Origin of the sequence: Streptomyces scabichelini (genome assembly GCF_011045015.1) — a bacterium.
GTDB lineage: Bacteria > Actinomycetota > Actinomycetes > Streptomycetales > Streptomycetaceae > Streptomyces > Streptomyces scabichelini.
Genome location: NZ_JAAKZY010000196.1, coordinates 1 through 18,571, shown reverse-complemented (window position 1 = coordinate 18,571; position 18,571 = coordinate 1). Strand labels below are relative to the sequence as shown.

Below are 18,571 nucleotides of genomic sequence, written 5' to 3'. Positions count from 1 at the left end.
GGGGGCGGGGGAGAGCGGGGCCCCCACGCCTGCGGAAGGCGGCGCTTCCGCGGAGGCGCCGGAGAAGGCGCCCGGGAAGGCGCCGGCGGAGGCGTCCGGGAAGGCCGTGGCGAAGGCGCCCGGGAAAGCCGTGGCGAAGGCCGCAGCCAAGACCGTGGCCAAGGCGCCCGCCGAGTCAGCGGCCAAGGCGCCAGCCGAGTCCGCGGCGAAGGTGCCGGAGAAGGCGCCCGCCAAGTCCGCCAAGTCTGTGGCGAAGGCCCCTGCCAAGGCCGCTGCCAAGGCGACGGGGCGCGCCCGCAAGGGGGCGCAGCCGGGCAGGCCCGCGCGCGGCGCGGCCAAGAGCACGAGTGCCGCACCTTCCACCGACCCCTCTGCGGAGCCGGGCTCGGACTCTTCCTCCCCCTCCTCCGCGGCGGGTGGCTCCGAGGGCGCGGAGAGCTGAGGCGGCATGGGCACGACGGGGGCAGGTGAGGACATGGGGACGTACGAGACGGGCACGCCGGGCGCACCGGGCGCGTCGGACACACCGGACGGGGCGGGCGCACCGGGCGGCAGCCCCGCGCTGGCCGCGGAGATCCGCCGTGTCCTGGCCCGCGTCGACGCCCACGCGGCGCGCGCGGCCGGGCCGGGCAAGGCCCCGCGGTCCGACGACGACGCCGGTGAGCGCGACGGTGCCGTCCACCCCGTACAGAACCCGGCGGCTCCCGCGACCGCCGGGCCCCTCGACGCGCTCGTCACCTGCTTCGGCCTCACAGCCTTCGAACGGGACCTCGTACTCCTCACTGCCGCCTACGAGTTGGACCCCACGACCGCCGCCCGTTGCGCCGCCGCGAGCGGTGACCCGGAGCGGGCGTACCCGACCTTCTCGCTCGCCCTGGCCGCGCTCGGCGAACCGCACTGGAGCGCTCTGACCCCGGTGGCACCGCTGCGGCGCTGGCGCATCGTGGAGCTGGACGACGCGTCGCGCCTGACGCTGTCCCGGCTGCGGCTCGACGAGCGCATCCTGCACTTCCTGCTCGGCTCGCCCTACCTGGACGCCCGGCTGCACGGCCAGTTGCGCCGTACTCCCGTGCAGGACGAGCTGCCGCCGTCGTACGACCTGGCCGCCAACCGGGTCGCCGCCGGCTGGACGACCGGTGCGCGCCCGGACGCGCCGCTGCTCGTCGAGCTGGTCGGCGGCGATCTGCGCAGCCGGGCCGAGATCGCCGCGGCGGCGGCCGCACGGTCCGGGCTCGGGCTGTACGCGATGAGTGCCGAGGACATCCCCACCGACGCGGCGGAGCGCGACCGGCTCGCCCGGCTGTGGCAGCGCGAGGCGATCCTGCTGCCTGCCGCGCTGCTGGTGGAGGCCGGCGAACTGGACCGCGACCAGCACGCGGCCACCGACGCGTTCCTGGCCGGGGCAGCCGTTCCCGTCGTCGTGTCGAGCGGCGACCCGCGGCAGACGGACCGGGCGCACGGCGCGCGGGTGGCCGTGCCGCGCCTGGACGACGAGGAGCAACTCGGCTTGTGGGCGGGCGCGTTCACGGGCGTCGCCGACATCGCGGAGGGCCAACTGCGGTCGCTGGTCGCGCAGTTCCAGCTACCGCCGCACGTCGTACGTTCCGCCGCCGCCACCGTACGCCGTGATCTGCCCGGCGAGGACGAGCTCGACGCCGCCGCGCTCGCCTGGCGGGCCGGGCTGCACGAGGCCCGGATGGGGATGGACGAGCTGGGCCGCCGTATCGAGCCCGAGGCGGGCTGGGACGACCTCGTCCTGCACGAGCGGCAGACGAGCGTGCTGCGCGAGATCGTCGCGCACGTGCGGCAGCGGGCCACGGTGCACCAGGAGTGGGGGTTCGCGGCGACCCTGCGTCGCGGCCTCGGCGTCACCGCCCTGTTCGCGGGCGGCTCCGGCACGGGCAAGACGCTGGCCGCCGAGGTCATGGCCAGGGAACTCGGCCTCGATCTCTTCGTCATTGACCTCTCCCAGGTGGTCAGTAAGTACATCGGCGAGACCGAGAAGAACCTCCGCAAGGTCTTCGACGCCGCCGAACGCGGGGGAGCACTCCTCCTGTTCGACGAGGCCGACGCCCTCTTCGGCAAGCGCAGCGAGGTCAAGGACAGCCACGACCGGTACGCGAACCTGGAGGTCAGCTATCTGCTGATGCGGATGGAGGCCTACCGGGGCCTCGCGATCCTCACCACCAACATGAAGAAGGCCCTGGACACGGCCTTCATGCGCCGCATCCGCTTCGTGGTCGACTTCCCCTTCCCCGCCGAGCACGAGCGCGCGGAGATCTGGCGACGGGTGCTGCCGCCGCAGACCCCGACGAAGGGCATCGACCCGGAGCGCCTCGCCCAACTCACCGTCGCGGGTGGCTCGATCCGCAACATCGCCCTCTCCGGCGCCTTCCTCGCCGCCGAGGAGGGCGACCGGCTGCAGATGCGGCACATGCTCGCGGCGGCCCGCACCGAATACCTCAAGCTGGAGCGCTCTTTGACGCCGGGGGAGGTCCGCGGATGGGTGTGAACAGCGGTGTGCGAAGGGATGCGCGCATGGGCGCGGGCGGGGAGCCGCGTGCGATCCGCGTGAACATCGGCGAACTCGTCCTCGACGGCTTCCAGGTGGATCCGGACCGGGTCTCCGCCGAGTTCGAGCGCGAACTGACCCGCCTGGTACGGGAACGCGGCGTGCCGCTGGCGGCGGACGGTGGGGTGACCCTGGACGCGCTGTCCGGGTTGCCGCCACTGCCCGCCGGGCTGTCCGCGCGACGGCTCGGCCAGGAGCTGGCGCGTGCCGTGCACGCGGGGTTCTCCGGCCGCGGGGAGGTGACACGGTGAGCGGCAACTCCCCGACACAGGACGCCCGTTCGGACGAGGCTGCGGAACAGCGCCGCCGCAAGCGCAAGGAGCGCGCGGCCAAGGCCCGTACGCCCGAGCCCAAGGACATCGTGAGCGGCGCCGGACAGCCGCTCGACGTGGGCGTACGACGGGAGCTGGAGGAGCAGCTCGGCCACGACTTCAGCCGCGTGCGTCTGCACACCGATCGCGACGCGGGCCATCTCACGGAGATGCTGGGTGCGGACGCCGTCGCCGTCGGCCAGGACATCTTCTTCCGCGAGGGCGCCTACGCCCCCGGCACGGCGGAGGGGCAGCGGCTGCTCGCGCACGAGCTGCTGCACACCGTCCAGAACTCGTACGGCGCGGGCCCGTTGGTGGCCGGCCGCGACCTCGGCGCCGTCAGTCTGCCGCAGGAGGCCGCCGAGCAGGAGGCGGAGTCGACGGCGCGGCGGCTGACGCGTGAGGAGACCGCGGCCGAGGCCCCCGAAGCCTCGCAGCCCGTGGACGTCGAGAAGGGCGAGGTCACCCCCGCCTGGATGCGCTACGCCACTGTCGACGCGGACCGCATGCGCGCGGAGAAGCTCGACCCGGCGGGGCTGGTGGAGCGGCTCGTCGGCAGCGTACTGCGGTCGCTGCGCGGGGACCCGGCGGACGTCTCCCACCGTGTCCGCATCGAACTGGCCCGCATGGCGCCCGAGTTGCAGGATTCGGTGCTGGACCGGCTCGAGGTGCGTCTGTCGTCGCCGGAGTACGGGCGGCTGCTGGACCTGGTCGACGAGGTCGAGCAGGAGGCGCCGCTGCCGATGGACGGAAGCCTCGCCCCGGAGGCGATACCCGACACCATCGACGTGGTCGAGCAGGAGCGCGAGCGCAAGCGGGCCGACGTACAGGCCGCTCAGGAGAACAAGGAGAAGGCGAAGGACGAGCGCCGCAAGCGCACCCAGCGCCGCAAGGCCGAGGCCCCCGACCGGGACAGCACGCCCGACCGTGACGCAGGGGGCGGCAGCGGAAAGGCCGCAGGCCCGAAGGGCTCCAACGGCTCTGGCAAGGGCGTCGGCACCGAGTCCGGCGAGCAGGAGTCCGTCGACGGCCGCAGCGCCCGCGAACAGGACGGGAAGCAGCAGGAGAGCGAGCAGAACGCCGAAGACTCGGACAAGCAGAAACGGGAGGACCAGGACAAGGAGGAGCAGAAGAAGAAGGACGAGGAGGAGCAGAACAAGGAGGACGGCAAGGACTCCGGCAGCCGCGAGGAGGAGCGCGAGGCCGGGAAGAAGGAGGCCGAGTCCACCGCCGAACGGGAGCGGGAAGGCGAGGGCGACAAGGCCGACGAGGAGAACCGGAAGCAGAGCGCGAAGACAGCCGGCGGCATCGACCGCAGCGACGCCGAACCGGGTGAGAAGGACCGTCAGGGCGGTCGACGCACGGACGACGAACGCACCTTGGAGGACGAGGACTCCGAGGACGACGAACCTCTCGGTCTGGAGGCGGATGGCGAGGACCCGGCTGCCGGTCTCGACGACGACGCCGAGAACGCCGGGGGTGCCGGAGACGCCGAGGACAAGGCCGACGAGCAGGACGGCGAGAAGAGCGCCTGGGACACCGAGATCAAGCCCCAGGACCATGTTCCCGAGGGCGACTTGGACGTCTCCGGCGTACAGACCGCGGACCGGATGGCTCCGGGTACGTCGTCCGCGGGCAACTCGGCTTCGGCAGCGCGCGGCGGCCAGGACACCTCCCGTGATGGGACGGACTCTGCCCGGCAGCCCGGCAGCCGGGACGGTACGTCCTCCGGGAAGTCGGCGGACGGCGACCGTAAGGGGCCCGGTGCCGCGGAGGGTGTCCAGGGCAAGCACGGCGTTCCGAGCGTGCCGAAGCCTCCGCCCACGAAGGCCGACGCGGTCGAGGACGCCCGTGCGGAGGAGGACGCCGAGGAGGGCGCGAACGGCCCGGCGGAACGGAACGAGGCCGACGCCCAGGCCGACAAGGACCTGCAGTCCGGCAGGACCGCTGACCAGGAGGTGGGCCCCGATCCCGAGGCGGGCGCGGGCAACGGCGCCGACAAGGACGGCGACGCGGACAGCGGGCCGGACGGGAAGAACGCCGAAGAGAGCAAGGCCGAAGAGAACAAGGCTGGAGAGAACGAAGAGAACAACGCCGAAGGGAACAAGGACGGCGACCCCGGCGACGCGGACACGAAGCGGGAACGCTCCGAGGACCGCGAACGCGACTCCCAGACCCGCCGTGCCGAGGAGGACTCGGGCCAGGAAACCGGTGAGAGCGGCGAAGGGGAGAACTCCAAGGACGGCTCCTCCGAGAAACTCGCCAAGGCCGACGAGGACAAGCGGGGCCAGGCCACCGGGTCCGGTGGCTCCGGCAAGGACTCGGGCGAGAAGCAGGACGGCGCGAAGAGCGCCTCGCAGGAGGGCAAGAGCGCCGAGGGCGGCAAGGACTCCGATTCCTCCGGGGGGAAGTCCGACGACAGCAGTTCGGGTTCGGGCACGGACCAGAAGTCGGCCTCCGAGGAGAAGAGCACCGAGGAGTCCGGAGAAAAGGATTCCGCGAGTAAGGATTTCGCGAGTAAGGATTCCGGCAGTAAGGAGGCCGAATCCTCGGGCGGTTCGTCCTCCGGAGAGAAGCAGGGGGAGACGTCCGGGGAGAAGGCGGAGGACGACGGGGCCACGAAGGAGGCCTCGGCCGGCAAGGGCCAGGCCACCGAGGAGGACAAGGCCGCCGGGGAGGAGTCGGCCTCTGCGGAGGCGGCCCCGAAGGTGTCGGAAGGCGCAGGCCCGGGCGCGGGTTCCGGCGCAGGCGGTGGTTCGCAGGGAGGCGGCGGCATCCCGGCCGTTTCGCAGGCTGCCGGCAAGTCGTCCGCGCCTCAGCCCAAGGAGACGGCACCCAGGGCGGACGCGCCGCCCAAGCAGGAGAAGCCGAAACCGGAGGCGAAGAAGGCGGCCAAGGCGGCCAAGGCCGCTCAGCCCGCCGCGAAGCAGCCCGACCGGCCCGCGGCCGCCAAGTCGGCGCCGCCGAAGCCCTCCGCGCCCAAGGCCGATGCGTCCAGGTCGGCGACGGCGAAGGCGGCCAAGGGCGGTGGACCGGCGCCGAAGGCCCCCAAGGGCGGAGGCGGCCCCGCCCCGCTGAAGGGCAAGAAGGACGGCCCGGCTCCCGACGTCTCCAACTCCACACCGGAGGCCGGTCTCGCGGCCGCGGGGAAGCTGAAGCCGCACCAGGCGCTGCAGACCATCCAAGGCGTCGACGGTGCGGTCAACAAGTCCGTCGGCAAGGAACGGGCGGCGCTGCAGAAGGCTCCGCCGAAGATGGAGCGCCCCTCGGGCTCGCCCAAGACACTGCGCGGCGGGCCGAAGCCGGCCGCGCCCGGTCAGTACACCAACGAGAAGGTCGCCAAGACCGACGCGGCGAAGGGCAAGACCCCGGAGATCAACGGGGAGGAGAGGCCCAAGGGCGAGCTGCCCGAGTCCCAGGCGGAGGAGCCGAGTTGGTGGGACATCGGCTGGGAAATCCTGAAGGGGCTCGCCGGCAAGGTCGCCGACTCCATCGCCGACGTGGAGACCACCGACGAGGGCATGCAGGGCGCGCGCGTCGGTGACGCGCCGAGGCTGCCGACGGACGCCGACGCCGACCCGGAACGCACCGACAAGCAGCAGAAGAAGCTCGACGAAAAGAACCAGGAGCTGCAGAAGGCCGGCCGGGAGGACGCCGCCCGCCCGATGGGCGAGGACCAGATCTACCCGGACGTTCCGAAGGAGACCCTCGAAGGCAAGGTCGACGGCGACAAGGGAGGCGGCGGCCGGGACGCCAGGGGCGGTGGCCCGCGCGGCGGGAAGGCTCCGGGTGCCGGCGGCCCCGTGACCGTCGAAGCCGTCTCCGCGGTGGCCGAACACGACCGGGGGCCGCAGATCAAGCGGGGCTTCTCGCAGGGCCAGAAGCAGATGTCCGAGGAGCGGGCCGAGAAGGACAAGAAGGCCAAGCAGGACAAGCAGCGGCACGAGAAGAACGTCCAGCAGGAGGTCTCCTCCAGCGGCAGGACGCAGGAGAACGCGCGGAACAAGGGCCGTTCCGACGTGGCCGCCTCCCGTGACAAGTGGCGCAAGGAGCAGGACGACAAGACCGCCGACATCGAGGGCAAGAAAGGCAAGAAGTACGACAAGGCCCGTAAGGACATCAAGGACAAGAAGGAGGACACGGACAAGAGGGTCGACAAGCGCACCGAGGACGACAACAAGGAGATCGACAAGAAGCGCGAGGGCGCCGAGAAGGACGCCGAGAACAAACGCGACAACGACAAGGAGAAGTCCGGGAACTGGATCAGCCAGGGCATCGACTGGGTCAAGGAGCAGTTCAACAAGCTCAAGAACGCCATCAAGGGCATCTTCGAGAAGGCCCGCAACCTCGTCACCGGCATCATCGACGAGTTCAAGAAGCAGGTGTTCGACCTCATCGACAAGGCCCGCGACTGGGTCGTCAAACAGATCAACGATTTCGCCGACGCCCTCATCGCCCTCGGGGACGAACTCCTCAAGGACTACCCGGCGATGCGCGACAAGTGGCGCAACACCATCGACGGCGCCCGCGACGCCGCGGTCAAGAAGGTCAACGAGGCCGCGGACGCACTGAAGAAGGGCATCGGCAAACTCCTCGACGGCCTCGGCAAGGTGCTGCTCGCCGGCCTGGACCTGCTGGAGAAGGGGCTGCTCGCCGCGGTCTCCGTCGCGGAGACCTACGTCACCAAGGCCATGGAATACGGCGGCGCCCTGCTGAAGGGCCTCGGCGAGTGGGCGCAGATCGCGAGCGACATCGTCACCGACCCGGGTGGCTGGATCAGCAACGCCAAGGCGTCCGCGGAGAGCGGCGCCCGCAACCACCTCTTCGACGAGGTGAAGATCGCGGTGAAAGAGTGGTTCAACCAGAAGGTCCAGGAGATCGTCGGCATCCCCTTGGAGACCTTCAACACCCTCGTCAAGGGCGGGGTGAGCAAGGAGGAGATGGGCAAGATGGCTTGGGACGCCGCCGTCCCCCAACTCCCCCTCATCATCGGCGAACTGATCGTCACCAAGGTCGTCGCCAAGCTCATTCCGGGCGCCGGCTGGGTGATGGCCGTCATCGACGCGCTGAAGACCGCCTACGGGGCACTGAGTGAGATTCTGCGCGCCTTCGGCACGTTCATGGAGTACCTGAAGGCCGTGAAGGCCGGTGGCGCGAAGGCGGCGATCATGTTCGCCAAGGCCGTCGCCGCCGGTGTCGTCGCGCTGCTGGAGCTGATCTACGAGGCGCTGATCAGCGGCGTCGGCAAGTACATGGGCAAGGTCAGCAAGTCGCTGAGCGGTATGGCGAAGAGCATGCGGAAGAAAAAGCCGGCACCGCGCGCGAACAAGCCCCGCTCGCCGCGAAAGCAGCCGGCATCGCGAAGGGGGCCGGCATCGCGAAGGGAGTCCCGTCCGGAGAAGGAGGCGCGCCCCGAGAAGCGGCCGTCTCCGGAGAAGAAGCCTCGCCGGCAGGAGCAGCGCGACCGGGCGAAACAGGAGGAGCGTAAGGACCGCAGGGAGGAGCGCCGCGAGGAGGGCAAGGACGTCAACCTCGCCCGCCGCCGCGTCCGCGACGCCAACCGCAAACTCCGCTCCCGCGACGGCGACACCCAGCGTCGGGGCGCCGCCCGCGACACCCTCCGCCGCCCCGGCCGCCGCCGCGACGACGAGCGGACCCGCGACCGCGACACCACCCGCCCGGGCACGCGCAGCGACGCCCGCCGTCCCACGGACAACCGCCCGGGGTCCCCGAAGCGGGACGACCATCGGCGGCCGGACAACGAGCGACGCCCCGATAGCGATCGCAGCAGGGATGGAGACCGCCGCAAGGAGACGGAGGGCAGCAAGAAGCAACCGCGCCACGACGGTGAATCCCGCTCTGGCCGCGCGCTGCGGCGGGCTCGCCAGACGGTCAAGTCCGCTTTGAACCGGACCCGTCGAGCCAGCCGCCGGCTGACAAGCAAGGACCGAAAGACTGGCCGCAAGCTCAACAACGACTCGCGCCGCATGCGCGACGCCTACAAGCACCGCAGGGACTTGCTCAAGAAGCAGCAGCACCGCCGCCAGGAGCAGAAGCAACGAAAGAGAGAGGAGGCCCGGAAGAAGGAGAACTCCCAGCAGTCCAAGGAAGACCGACTCCGCAGAATCGTGGCACGAATCCGCCCCATGCTGTCGCGCATGCTGAAACAAGGTGTACGGGGCCCTGTACTCCGCCTGGTTCTTGCCGCGATGAGGGCATGGCACCGGCTCACTCAGCTGACACTTAACGGCCCGGACAGCTTTGCGATCGAGGCGCGGCTGAACCCCTCGGAACGAGTCCTGGTGGGCGATACCGTTGACATCGGTGGAGTGCAGGTCGAAACCAATCGCATCCTACGGGCGATCCGGAGGATTGGTATCGAGATATTCGAGCAGGGCGGACTTGATGTCGCTGCGACCGGCGGGATCGAGAACTTCCAGGAAGATCTTCCGTTGCGTGGTGGTGACTTGCGACCCTCAATTTCTGGTGGACCCGGAAGTAAAGGCGGAACCACTCAACATCTGTTGCGCATGCGCAACAACCTCAATCCCCGTATGGGAGACAAGATTCGTGAGGAAACGCATACTGGCGAACAGTTGGATGCTCAGCGGAACAAAGGGAGTGGCTGGAATCCAGGAAGAGCGAATCGAGTCGTTCAGGTGCAGTTCCCTGGCGATCCTCAACCAGTAAGCCTCGGATACGATGAACTTCCGGGGAAGCTCAAGGCCATGCGGAAGACGCACGGCAACACCGCAGTGAACCAGGCCATCGCCAATGTCCTGCGCTTCGCCCGCGGGCGCAAGCCTGTTGGGTCACATCTGGACCTTTCGTGGCAACTGTACGTGTGGCTGATTCAGCAGGAATCGCACAGGAATATCGGAGCTCTGGCAACTCACGCGATGGTGCTCGACATGATGAATAGGAAGAAGATGACTCCTGAGGAGGCATCGGCGGAAAGGTGGCATGCGGACGCGGTGGATCCAGAGCCCGCAGACCGAGCGTTGCCTGGGGTGGCCGACAAGGCGTACGAGGGGTACTGGGCCATGCAGCCTAAAGGGTCGGAGAGCAGGGCGCGGAATCTGCCACTGTACCTTGACGACACCTTGCCTGCGCGTGTCAACGAACCTAAGCGCTGGGATAACCTACCCGAATTGAATCGTCTCGCGGCGCGAGAGATCAAGGCGATTCAGTTGTGGGTGAATTCATTGTCTGACTTCAAGGTGGCTAGCAGTGGTGCAGCCGAGACAGAAGAGGACCGGCTCATCCTTGAGATCCGACGTAGAGTATTGGCGATTTACGGAATAAGTGCTTCAGGGGGCAAGGAGTTCCTTGAGTCGTTGATGGAAGAGTTGAATCTGCACAATCAAAATAGGTACGGAGGTCGGGGGTAACGTGTCGTACATGTCCCCGCGGTTCATTGTCCGCAGCCAATCACCGGAGCATGACGTGGAAGAATATGCGCGGAAACATGGCTGGTCGAAAGTCCTTGATGTGGCAGAAGATCCTGCATCTGGTGAAATTCGGTCGATCGAATGGGCGATGACTGGTGGGGCCGTCCTGAAATTCTTCGAAGACGATGCAACGCGTTGTTCCTACTTCTTTATCGAAGCGGAATATTCTAACCTTTGTCTTTCAATGACCAGGCATGCCGTTCATGAAATTACCGTGTACTCTCGCGATGAACTGCTAAGAGCTTTCGATGCATCGCCCAGTCACACTGAGGAGCGCCGCAAAGCCCTGCTGATGGTGGCTCTCGGGGCTCCTCATGAGTTCGACGCTGACGTCTGTCACAGGATCAACATCGCCATTCATGACCAGGAGCCCCGTACTCGCTCGGCGGCAATTTATGCAATGTCCTATTCCCCCTCGTCTGAATATCTTCCCGCTCTGCGTGAAACGGCCGAGAGGGACTCGGATGATCATGTCCGAGGAGATGCGCAGGAAATGCTCGACGTATTCGGACAGGTAGGGATCGCAGATTCATGACTCGCTACGCCGACATCCCCAACCCCATCCGCTCCGGCATAGTCATAGTCGACCCCGAACGCGGCACCCCCCAACGCATCATCGTGCTGCAGTTCAACCCCGACACCCTCGAACGCTCCATCTCGCCCCAGTCCGCAGGAGCCGGAGGCGACGGTGGCGGAGGTGGGAGTGGAAGTGGGGACAGAAACGAGGCGCTTCGGCTGAAGGGGCCTGCCCAGGAGACGTGGAAGTTCACGGCCGAGATCGATGCCACCGATCAGCTGGAGATCCCCGCGCCCGACGGGATTCACCCGCAACTCGCGACGCTCGAAATGCTCGTGCAGCCCACCAGCGCGCAACTCCGGGCAGCCAGCCGGCTGTCGCAGAAGGGCACCATCGAGATCAGCCCCATCGAGATGCCGCTGACCCTCTTCACGTGGGGGAGCAAGCGCGTCATGCCCGTGCGGCTGACGGAGCTGTCCATCAACGAGTCCGCCTTCGACGTCAACCTCAACCCCATCCGGGCCTCGCTCAGCATCGGGCTCAAGGTGCTCACCGTCAGTGATCTGCCGCTCGGGCACCGCGGCGCCGAGCTCTACTACGCGCACCTCGCCCAGAAGGAACGCCTCGCCGGCGCGGCCCGCGGCGGAGGGCTCGGCTCGCTGGGGCTCAACGCCGGTGACATCGGGACGGGAAGGGGCTGAGAGGAACGCCATGGCCGACATCGAGCCGTACGAGAACGCGCTGGACGCGATACCGGGGGCCCACCCCTATCCGCGCAACAGCCGCTACCACGACGCCGAGATCGGGATCCATCGGAAGCCCGACGGGACCGAAGTCCGTTACACCAAGCGGCGGTTGCTGCCCCCGCTCCAGGAAGAGCGGGCAGAGGACGACACGCAGACGCACACCGTCAGCGCGGGTGAGCGCCCGGACCTCCTCGCGCAGCGCTACTTCGGCGACCCCGGCCAGTGGTGGCAGATCGCCGACGCCAACCCGGTGCTGGATCCCCGGGAGTTGACCGAGGAAGCGGGCCAGGAGATCGACGTGCCGCTCGTCGGCAGGTTCCCGCGGGGAGACCGGGGAGCCCGGCGTGTCTGAGGTGCCCGTGGGGCAAGGCCCCATCCACATCACCCTGCACATGGGGCCGAAGCTCGCCCGGCCGGTCCCGGCCGACGTGACCGAAGCGCTGCTGTCCGCCCAGATCACCGCGACCGCGGGCGAACGCAGCGGGTTTCAGCTGGCTTTCGATCTGACGAAGAACGGGCTGATCAGTCGCAGCCTCCTCCCCGAAGGGTTCTTCGACCCGAAGACCCGGGTCATCGTCACCGTCACCATCAAGGGCACTCCCGAGGTGCTCTTCGACGGCCTCATCGTGCGCCAGGAGGTCGGGGCCAGTAATCAGCCCGGCCATTCCACCCTCACCGTCACCGGTGAGGATCTGAGCCTGCTCATGGACCTCGAAGAGCGGACCGACCGCTACCCCAACCTGCCGCCCTCCGAGCGCGTCCTCGCCATCCTGCGCCGCTACTCCGACTACGGCATCCGCCCCGACGTGTACGCCGAGAAGGTCACCCAGCCCCCGCACCAGGACCTCCGCGTCCACTACCAGACCGGCACCGACCTGCAGTACATCAACGAACTCGCGCGCACCAACGGTTACACCTTCTACCTGGAGCCCGGCCCCAACCCGGGCCAGTCCTCCGCCCGTTGGGGACCCGAGGTCCGCCTCGGCATCCGCCAGCACGCCCTCAACGTCAACATGGGCGCCGACTCGACTGTCGACCAGCTGACGTTCGCGTACGACGGGACCGCACGGGAAGAGCCGCAGGCCCGCTGGCAGGACCCGGGGACGCGACAGTCCACGCTCCTGCCTCAGCCGCCCATCAGCCCGCTGCGTCCGCCGCTCGGCAGGCGGCCGACCCCCGCCCTCAAGCGCAAGACCCTCTCCGGCACCGCCAAGCAGCAGCGCGAGCAGGCCGAGGCCGAACTCCTCGCCCGCGCCGCCGTCTCCGCCGACGTGATCTCGGGCTCAGGATCGCTCGACGTCAACCGGCACGGCTACGTCCTGCAGCCCCGCCAACTCGTCGGCGTGCGCGGCTCCGGACGCGCGTACGACGGCGACTACTACGTCAAGTCCGTGACGCACCACCTGCGTCCGGGCTCCTTCCAGCAGAACTTCACGCTGAGCCGAGAAGGCCTCGAGGCGCGCAGCGCGTACGTACGGCCCTAGGCCCGGCGACCGGCAACGCGGACTCACCACGCACCACACCACAGACCAGGAGCAGTTCAGCATGGCGGCACCCAGCAATCGCTACCTCGGCAAGTTCCGGGGCCGAGTCGTGGACAACAACGATCCGCTGCACATCGGCCGGATCACCGTCGAGGTCCCGGACGTCCTGGGCGACGAGGCGTCGACCTGGGCGCTGCCCTGCCTGCCGTTCACCGGACCGGAGGCGGGTCAGTTCGTGGTGCCGCCGCCCGGGGCCGGTGTGTGGGTGGAGTTCGAGCAGGGCGACCCCAGCTTCCCGGTGTGGACGGGGTGTTGGTACGGAGAGCAGACCGAGCTGCCGCCGGATGCCCGCCGTCTCGTACAGCCCGCGTCGCAGGCCAAGCCCGTCGTGGTGCAGACACCCGGGGCGCACAAGATCGTGATGAGCGATCCGCCCGGCTCCGATCAGGGGATTCTGCTGCAGGCCCAGGGCGGGGCGTACATCCGCATCACCAAGGAAGCCATCGTGATCTCCAACGGTCTCGGCGCGGAGGTCATCCTGCGCGGCAACCAAGTGGACATCAACGAGGGCCAGTTGACCGTCGCCTCGAAGCGATAGGAACGGGAGAAGAACGTACGTGTCCGGGATATCTGGGATGTCCGGTGGGATGTCCGGCAATTTGCTCGGCGGCGCCGCCGTGATCAGCTGCCCGCACGGCGGCCGAGCCACCGCCGCCACCACATCGGCCGGCACCGTCCTCGTGGACGGCGCCCCCGTCGCCACGGCCGCGCACAGTTACGTCGTCAGCGGCTGCCCGCACACCGTCGACGGTGTGCCCGTGCCCTGCGTATCCGTCCGCTGGACCGCTGACGGTACCGGCGTCATGGTCGGCGGCGTGCCCGTGCTGCTCGACACCTCAGCGGCCCAGTGCTTCACGGCGGCCTTCGTGCCGCAGGGGCCGCCCGTCGTCCGGACCGCGCAGCGAAAGGTGACCGTCCGATGAGCCCACGCACCCGTCCGAGTGCCCGCCCGCGTTCCGACATCGCGTTTCCCTTCCGGGCCGACCGCCGTGGACGCACCGCGCACGCCGGCCGCGACGAGCATGTCCGCGACCTGATCGAGCAGGTGCTGTTCACCAGCCCGGGCGAGCGCGTGATGCGCCCCGACTTCGGCTGCGGACTGCTCGACCTGGTGTTCGCGCCCAACAGCCCCGAGCTCACCAGCACCCTCGAACTGTCCGTGCAGGCCTCCTTGCAGCGCTGGCTCGGCGATCTCATCGACGTGGAGGCCCTGGACGTGGTCAGCGAGGACAACGTCGTCCGCGTGTATCTCTCGTATGCCGTGCGCGCCACAGGGACGCGCCGGGACGACGTCTTCGAGGGGAGGGCCGCCGCATGACGCGTACGACCACCACCGCGACCACCACCGCCACTACCACCGCGACCACCACCTCCCGGCGGGCCAAGGTAAGAGCCGCCCAGCTCAACGGAGTCGACGCCGTGGAGGTGAGCGACGACGGGCTCATGCTCACCGTCACGTTCCTCGGCAAGGCGCCGCACGGCCTGTGCCCGGAGAACGTACGCATCGACGGCGGGCGTCGCATCACAGGCATCGAGGCTGTCGACGTCAGCGTCGAGCGCGAGGACGATCCCGAACTCGACGACCGGCTGTACGTCACCCTCGACAGGGCCGGCGACACCTCCCGCTACCGGTTCTCCCTCGTGGAGACCGACCCGTACGGGCGCCCCGGCACGGAGCCCTACCGCGGCTTCGACCAGCGCTACCACACCGCGTACTTCTCCTTCCTGCCCGACTGCCCGACGCCCGTGGACCGCAAGGACGAGCTCGGGCCGACAACGGAGTTCCCCGAAGCGCCCGTCGTCGACTACACCGCCCGCGACTACGCGACCATCCGCAAGCTGCTCCTCGACCGCCTCGCGCTCACCACCCCCGACTGGGTCGAGCGCAACCCCGCCGACCTGGGCATGACCCTCGTCGAACTGCTCGCGTACACCGGCGACCAGATCAGCTACCAGCAGGACGCGGTCGCCACGGAGGCGTACCTCGACACCGCGCGCCGCCGAGTCTCCGTACGCCGCCACGTCCGGCTCATCGACTACGCGATGCACGACGGCTGCAACGCCCGCGCGTACGTCACCGTGGAGACCGCCGGCGAGCACACGCTGCTCGCGGGCACGTACCGCTTCGCCTCAATCGACGTACGCACCCTCGACCCGCACGACCGTCCCGAGCCCGGCACAGTCATCGACGACGGGGATCTCGCGGAGCTCGACGAGCGCGGCTCCGTGGAGGTCTTCGAACCGGTCGCTGCCGCCGACCCGCTGGAGTTGCGGGCCGCGCACAACGCGATCCGCCTGTGGACCTGGGCCGGCGAGGTATGCACCCTGCCCAAGGGCGCGACCGCCGCGACCCTGCGCGACGAGTGGCGCGACGCGGAGACCTGCGAGGAGCGCCGACTCGGACTGAAACCAGGGGACTTGCTCGTCCTGGAGGAGGTGAAGGGCCCGCGCACCGGCACCCCGGGTGACGCCGACCCGGCCCACCGGCAGGTGGTACGCCTGACCTCCGTCACCCCGGGCATCGACCGGATCGAGGACCAGCCGGTCCTGGAGGTCACCTGGGCCGCCGAGGACGCACTGCGCTTCCCGCTCTGCCTCACCACCCGCGGCGGACGCGACTGCGAACCTGTCGAAGACGTGACGATCGCGCGCGGCAACGTCGTCCTCGTCGACCACGGCCGCTCGCTCAACTGGTGCGACGACGGTCTCCCGGAGACGGTGACCGTGCCCCCCGTGCCTGCCGTCGTCGCGCCCTGCGATCCTCCGGCCTTCGGCTGCTGGGACCGCGACGAAGGCAACGCGCCCGGTCGCCTCATCAACTCCCTTACGGACAAGGCGGAGCGCGGTCGGCCCCTCACCGCCGACGACATCCGCGAGTTGTTCGACATCGTCGGCGAGGAAGCGACCGCACGCGCCGGACTCGGCCTGGAACTCGCCGGGCAGCGCCAGGAGCGAAGCGAGATGGGGGTCCCCCCGGCCGGAGGCTGGGGGAGGACAGTGCCCGGCACGGCGTACGCCCAGGCCGCGGCCCTCAGGACCCTCCTCGCGCAGTCCGTCTACCCGGGCATCGCACCCCGCTTCCGGCCGGTCCTCGGCCGCTCACCCGTGGCGCAGGCCGTGCCGTTCCCGGACCTGCGGACCGTCGCCGCCGGGCAGGCCGAGCGGATCGGCGCCATCCCGTCACGCGTGAAGCAGCGCCTGGTCGAGCTGTGGCGCAGCGCCCGCGACCAGGACGGGCTCGGCGAGGAGGAGATCGCCGAACTGACGGTCATCTACGGCCTGAAGATCCTGGAGCGGCTCGAACTGCGCCTCCACCCGGTCCGCGCCCTGCGTGAACTCCTGCACCGCAGCGACACGTTGCTCGACGCGAAGCTGCGCCGCGTCGAGGTGCTGACGGCACGGGCCCGCGCGGGCACGGTCCTCGACGGGCACATCGCCTGGGAGATCGCGCAGAGCTGGGGTCCGGCGTACGCGGCCGGGCTGCACCCCGAGGAGCAGGTGCTCCGTGGGCCCGCCACGGCCGCGCTCCGGCACGATCCGCGGCAGGCGCTGCCCGCCGTACGGCTCCATGAGAGCCACGACGGCGATGAAGTGACCTGGGAGCCGCGCCGCGACCTGCTCGACAGCACCTCCCGCGACCGGCATTTCGTCGGTGAACTGGAGGACGACGGCCGCCTCGCGCTGCGCTTCGGCGACGGCCGGCACGGCGCGAGGCCGACGCCCGGCTCCCGCCTCGAACTGCGATACCGGCTCGGCGGCGGTACGGCAGGAAACGTGGGCGCGGAGGCCATCAACCACCTGGTCCTCTGCAGCGACGGCGACGGCGACCGCGAACAGCCGCCGGTTGCGGGCGTACGCAACCCGCTGCCCGCCGTGGGCGGCACGGAACCCGAACCGATCGAGCAGGCACGCCAGCTGGCCCCGCTCGACCTGCGCCGCACCCGTCTGCGCGCCGTCACCGCCGAGGACTACGCGGCACTCGCGTCCGCCCTGCCCGGGGTGCAGCGGGTCGCCGCCGAGATCCGCTGGACCGGCAGCGCTCAGGAAGCCCACATCGCGATCGACCCGTACGGCACCGGCGATCCTTCGGAGGGGCTCCTCGCCGAGGTGGCGCAGTCCCTGGAGGCGTACCGGCGCATCGGCCACGACCTCGTGGTCGGCCCTGCCCGCCTGGTGCCGCTCGACATCGCGCTGACGGTGTGCGCGAAGCCCGGCCACCAGCACGGGCAGATCCTGGCCGAGCTGTACCGGGTGCTCGGCAGCGGCCGGCTCCCGGACGGACGGCTCGGCTTCTTCCACCCGGATGCGCTGACCTTCGGCGAGCCGGTCCGGCTGAGCCGCCTGGTGGCCGTCGCGGCGGCGGTCCCGGGTGTCGAGAGCGTTCATGTCACCCGCCTGCGAAGGCTGTTCCACGAGGACCGAGGAGAGAGGGAGGACGGCGTGCTGCGGCTCCGCCCGCTGGAGATCGCCACCTGCGACAACGACCCCGACCGGCCGGAGAACGGCCTGCTGGCGATATCCCTCGGAGGTGCCCGATGAGCGACAGCGACAGCTACATCGACACCGACATCGACGAGTGCGCCTGCGGCGGCGCGTGCCGCGGAGGCCATGACGAGCGCCTCGCCCCCGCCCCGCTCCACAACCCGCCCGGCCGCACCGCTCTGGACTACCGCGTCGGTGAGTACGGCTCCTTCCTGGCCGCCCTGCTCGACCGGCTCGCCTCGCCCGCGTACCCCGCGCTGAACCGGCTCACGGTCCGCACCCCCGACGACCCGGCGATCGGTCTCCTCGACGCCACCGCCGTCCTGGGCGACCTGCTCACCTTCCACTCCGAGCGGATCGCCGACGAGGCCTACATCCGCACGGCGGGCGAGCACCGCTCCCTTGTGCTGCTCGGCCGGCTCGTCGGCCACCGGCCACGGCCCGGCGTCGCCGCCTCCACCCACCTCGCGTACAGCCTCGAACGCGATCCGCGCGCCGAGACCTTGCCTGTGGTGATCCCGCGTGGGGCGCGCAGCCACAGCGTGCCCGCGTCCGCCGACGAGGAGTCGCAGACCTTCGAGACGAGCCGGGACCTGACGGCCCGCTGGGACTGGAACGAGCTCAAGGTCCGGCGCAGGCGTCCCTCGCTCGTCACCCCGAAGGACCTGGAGCGCCGCTCCGAGCTGTTCGTCGAGGGCACCGCCCACTCCCTGCGGACCGGCGACCAGTTGCTCTTCGTCTTCGGGGAGAAGGCGGGCGCCGAGCGGAAGCTGCTGCCCGTGGCGAACGTACGGGTCGACCGGGACGACGAGATCACCGCGATCGCTCTGCCCGGGTCGGCCCCGGCCACGTTCGAGGAGCTCGTCGACGAGGTGCGCCGGTGGACCGCCGCCCCCGAAGCTCCTGGCGAGCCCGGCGACGAGCCGCCCACGCCCCAGGTCCCCAACC

The 18,571-nt window shown here is 69.8% G+C and carries 11 protein-coding genes and 2 pseudogenes; all 13 read left to right on the top strand.

The genetic code is table 11. The features are described from left to right. Positions 1–442, top strand: a pseudogene (locus tag G5C60_RS39720) (hypothetical protein); the annotation flags it as partial. A 33-nt stretch (positions 443–475) separates the two neighbouring features. Further along, positions 476–2,512 carry an ATP-binding protein gene (locus tag G5C60_RS39715; protein WP_165267111.1) on the top strand — a complete coding sequence of 679 codons (2,037 nt, stop codon included), beginning with the start codon at positions 476–478 and terminating at the stop codon, positions 2,510–2,512. Beyond that, positions 2,503–2,823 carry a DUF4424 domain-containing protein gene (locus G5C60_RS39710; protein ID WP_241267408.1) on the top strand — a complete coding sequence of 107 codons (321 nt, stop codon included), beginning with the start codon at positions 2,503–2,505 and terminating at the stop codon, positions 2,821–2,823. Before G5C60_RS39715 ends, G5C60_RS39710 begins: the two co-directional genes overlap by 10 nt. Beyond that, a complete protein-coding gene (locus G5C60_RS39705) occupies positions 2,820–10,274 on the top strand; it encodes an eCIS core domain-containing protein (protein WP_165267091.1) in 7,455 nt (2,484 codons plus the stop codon). Before G5C60_RS39710 ends, G5C60_RS39705 begins: the two co-directional genes overlap by 4 nt. Before the next feature lie 10 nt (positions 10,275–10,284). Continuing rightward, on the top strand, positions 10,285–10,869 hold the full coding sequence (locus tag G5C60_RS39700; RefSeq protein WP_165267107.1) for a HEAT repeat domain-containing protein: 585 nt from the start codon (positions 10,285–10,287) through the stop codon (positions 10,867–10,869). Then, positions 10,866–11,552, top strand: coding sequence for a hypothetical protein (locus G5C60_RS39695; RefSeq protein WP_165267105.1), 687 nt, complete (start codon positions 10,866–10,868; stop codon positions 11,550–11,552). Before G5C60_RS39700 ends, G5C60_RS39695 begins: the two co-directional genes overlap by 4 nt. 10 nt (positions 11,553–11,562) lie before the next feature. Further along, positions 11,563–11,949 (top strand): LysM peptidoglycan-binding domain-containing protein, encoded by a 387-nt coding sequence (locus G5C60_RS39690; protein ID WP_165267103.1) that lies wholly within the window; start codon positions 11,563–11,565, stop codon positions 11,947–11,949. Next, positions 11,942–13,081, top strand: a complete 1,140-nt coding sequence (locus tag G5C60_RS39685) for a hypothetical protein (protein WP_165267101.1) — start codon at positions 11,942–11,944, stop codon at positions 13,079–13,081. Before G5C60_RS39690 ends, G5C60_RS39685 begins: the two co-directional genes overlap by 8 nt. Before the next feature lie 61 nt (positions 13,082–13,142). After that, positions 13,143–13,679, top strand: coding sequence for a phage baseplate assembly protein V (locus G5C60_RS39680; RefSeq protein WP_165267099.1), 537 nt, complete (start codon positions 13,143–13,145; stop codon positions 13,677–13,679). Positions 13,680–13,728: 49 nt separating this feature from the next. Next, positions 13,729–14,064 carry a hypothetical protein gene (locus G5C60_RS39675; RefSeq protein ID WP_165267097.1) on the top strand — a complete coding sequence of 112 codons (336 nt, stop codon included), beginning with the start codon at positions 13,729–13,731 and terminating at the stop codon, positions 14,062–14,064. Continuing rightward, complete coding sequence (locus G5C60_RS39670) at positions 14,061–14,459, top strand: GPW/gp25 family protein (protein ID WP_165267095.1); 399 nt, start codon at positions 14,061–14,063, stop codon at positions 14,457–14,459. The genes G5C60_RS39675 and G5C60_RS39670 overlap by 4 nt, the downstream gene beginning before the upstream one ends. After that, positions 14,456–17,680, top strand: coding sequence for a putative baseplate assembly protein (locus tag G5C60_RS39665; protein ID WP_165267093.1), 3,225 nt, complete (start codon positions 14,456–14,458; stop codon positions 17,678–17,680). Before G5C60_RS39670 ends, G5C60_RS39665 begins: the two co-directional genes overlap by 4 nt. Continuing rightward, positions 17,677–18,571, top strand: a pseudogene (locus G5C60_RS39660) (putative baseplate assembly protein); the annotation flags it as partial. The gene G5C60_RS39665 and the pseudogene G5C60_RS39660, both read left to right, overlap by 4 nt.

What these genes read in the sequence shown, in the direction of transcription:
- G5C60_RS39715 (WP_165267111.1), top strand. Translation starts at nt 476, where the DNA reads ATGGGGACGTACGAGACGGGCACGCCGGGCGCACCGGGCGCGTCGGAC.
- G5C60_RS39710 (WP_241267408.1), top strand. Translation starts at nt 2,503, where the DNA reads ATGGGTGTGAACAGCGGTGTGCGAAGGGATGCGCGCATGGGCGCGGGC.
- G5C60_RS39700 (WP_165267107.1), top strand. Translation starts at nt 10,285, where the DNA reads ATGTCCCCGCGGTTCATTGTCCGCAGCCAATCACCGGAGCATGACGTG.
- G5C60_RS39695 (WP_165267105.1), top strand. Translation starts at nt 10,866, where the DNA reads ATGACTCGCTACGCCGACATCCCCAACCCCATCCGCTCCGGCATAGTC.
- G5C60_RS39690 (WP_165267103.1), top strand. Translation starts at nt 11,563, where the DNA reads ATGGCCGACATCGAGCCGTACGAGAACGCGCTGGACGCGATACCGGGG.
- G5C60_RS39680 (WP_165267099.1), top strand. Translation starts at nt 13,143, where the DNA reads ATGGCGGCACCCAGCAATCGCTACCTCGGCAAGTTCCGGGGCCGAGTC.
- G5C60_RS39675 (WP_165267097.1), top strand. Translation starts at nt 13,729, where the DNA reads ATGTCCGGCAATTTGCTCGGCGGCGCCGCCGTGATCAGCTGCCCGCAC.
- G5C60_RS39670 (WP_165267095.1), top strand. Translation starts at nt 14,061, where the DNA reads ATGAGCCCACGCACCCGTCCGAGTGCCCGCCCGCGTTCCGACATCGCG.
- G5C60_RS39665 (WP_165267093.1), top strand. Translation starts at nt 14,456, where the DNA reads ATGACGCGTACGACCACCACCGCGACCACCACCGCCACTACCACCGCG.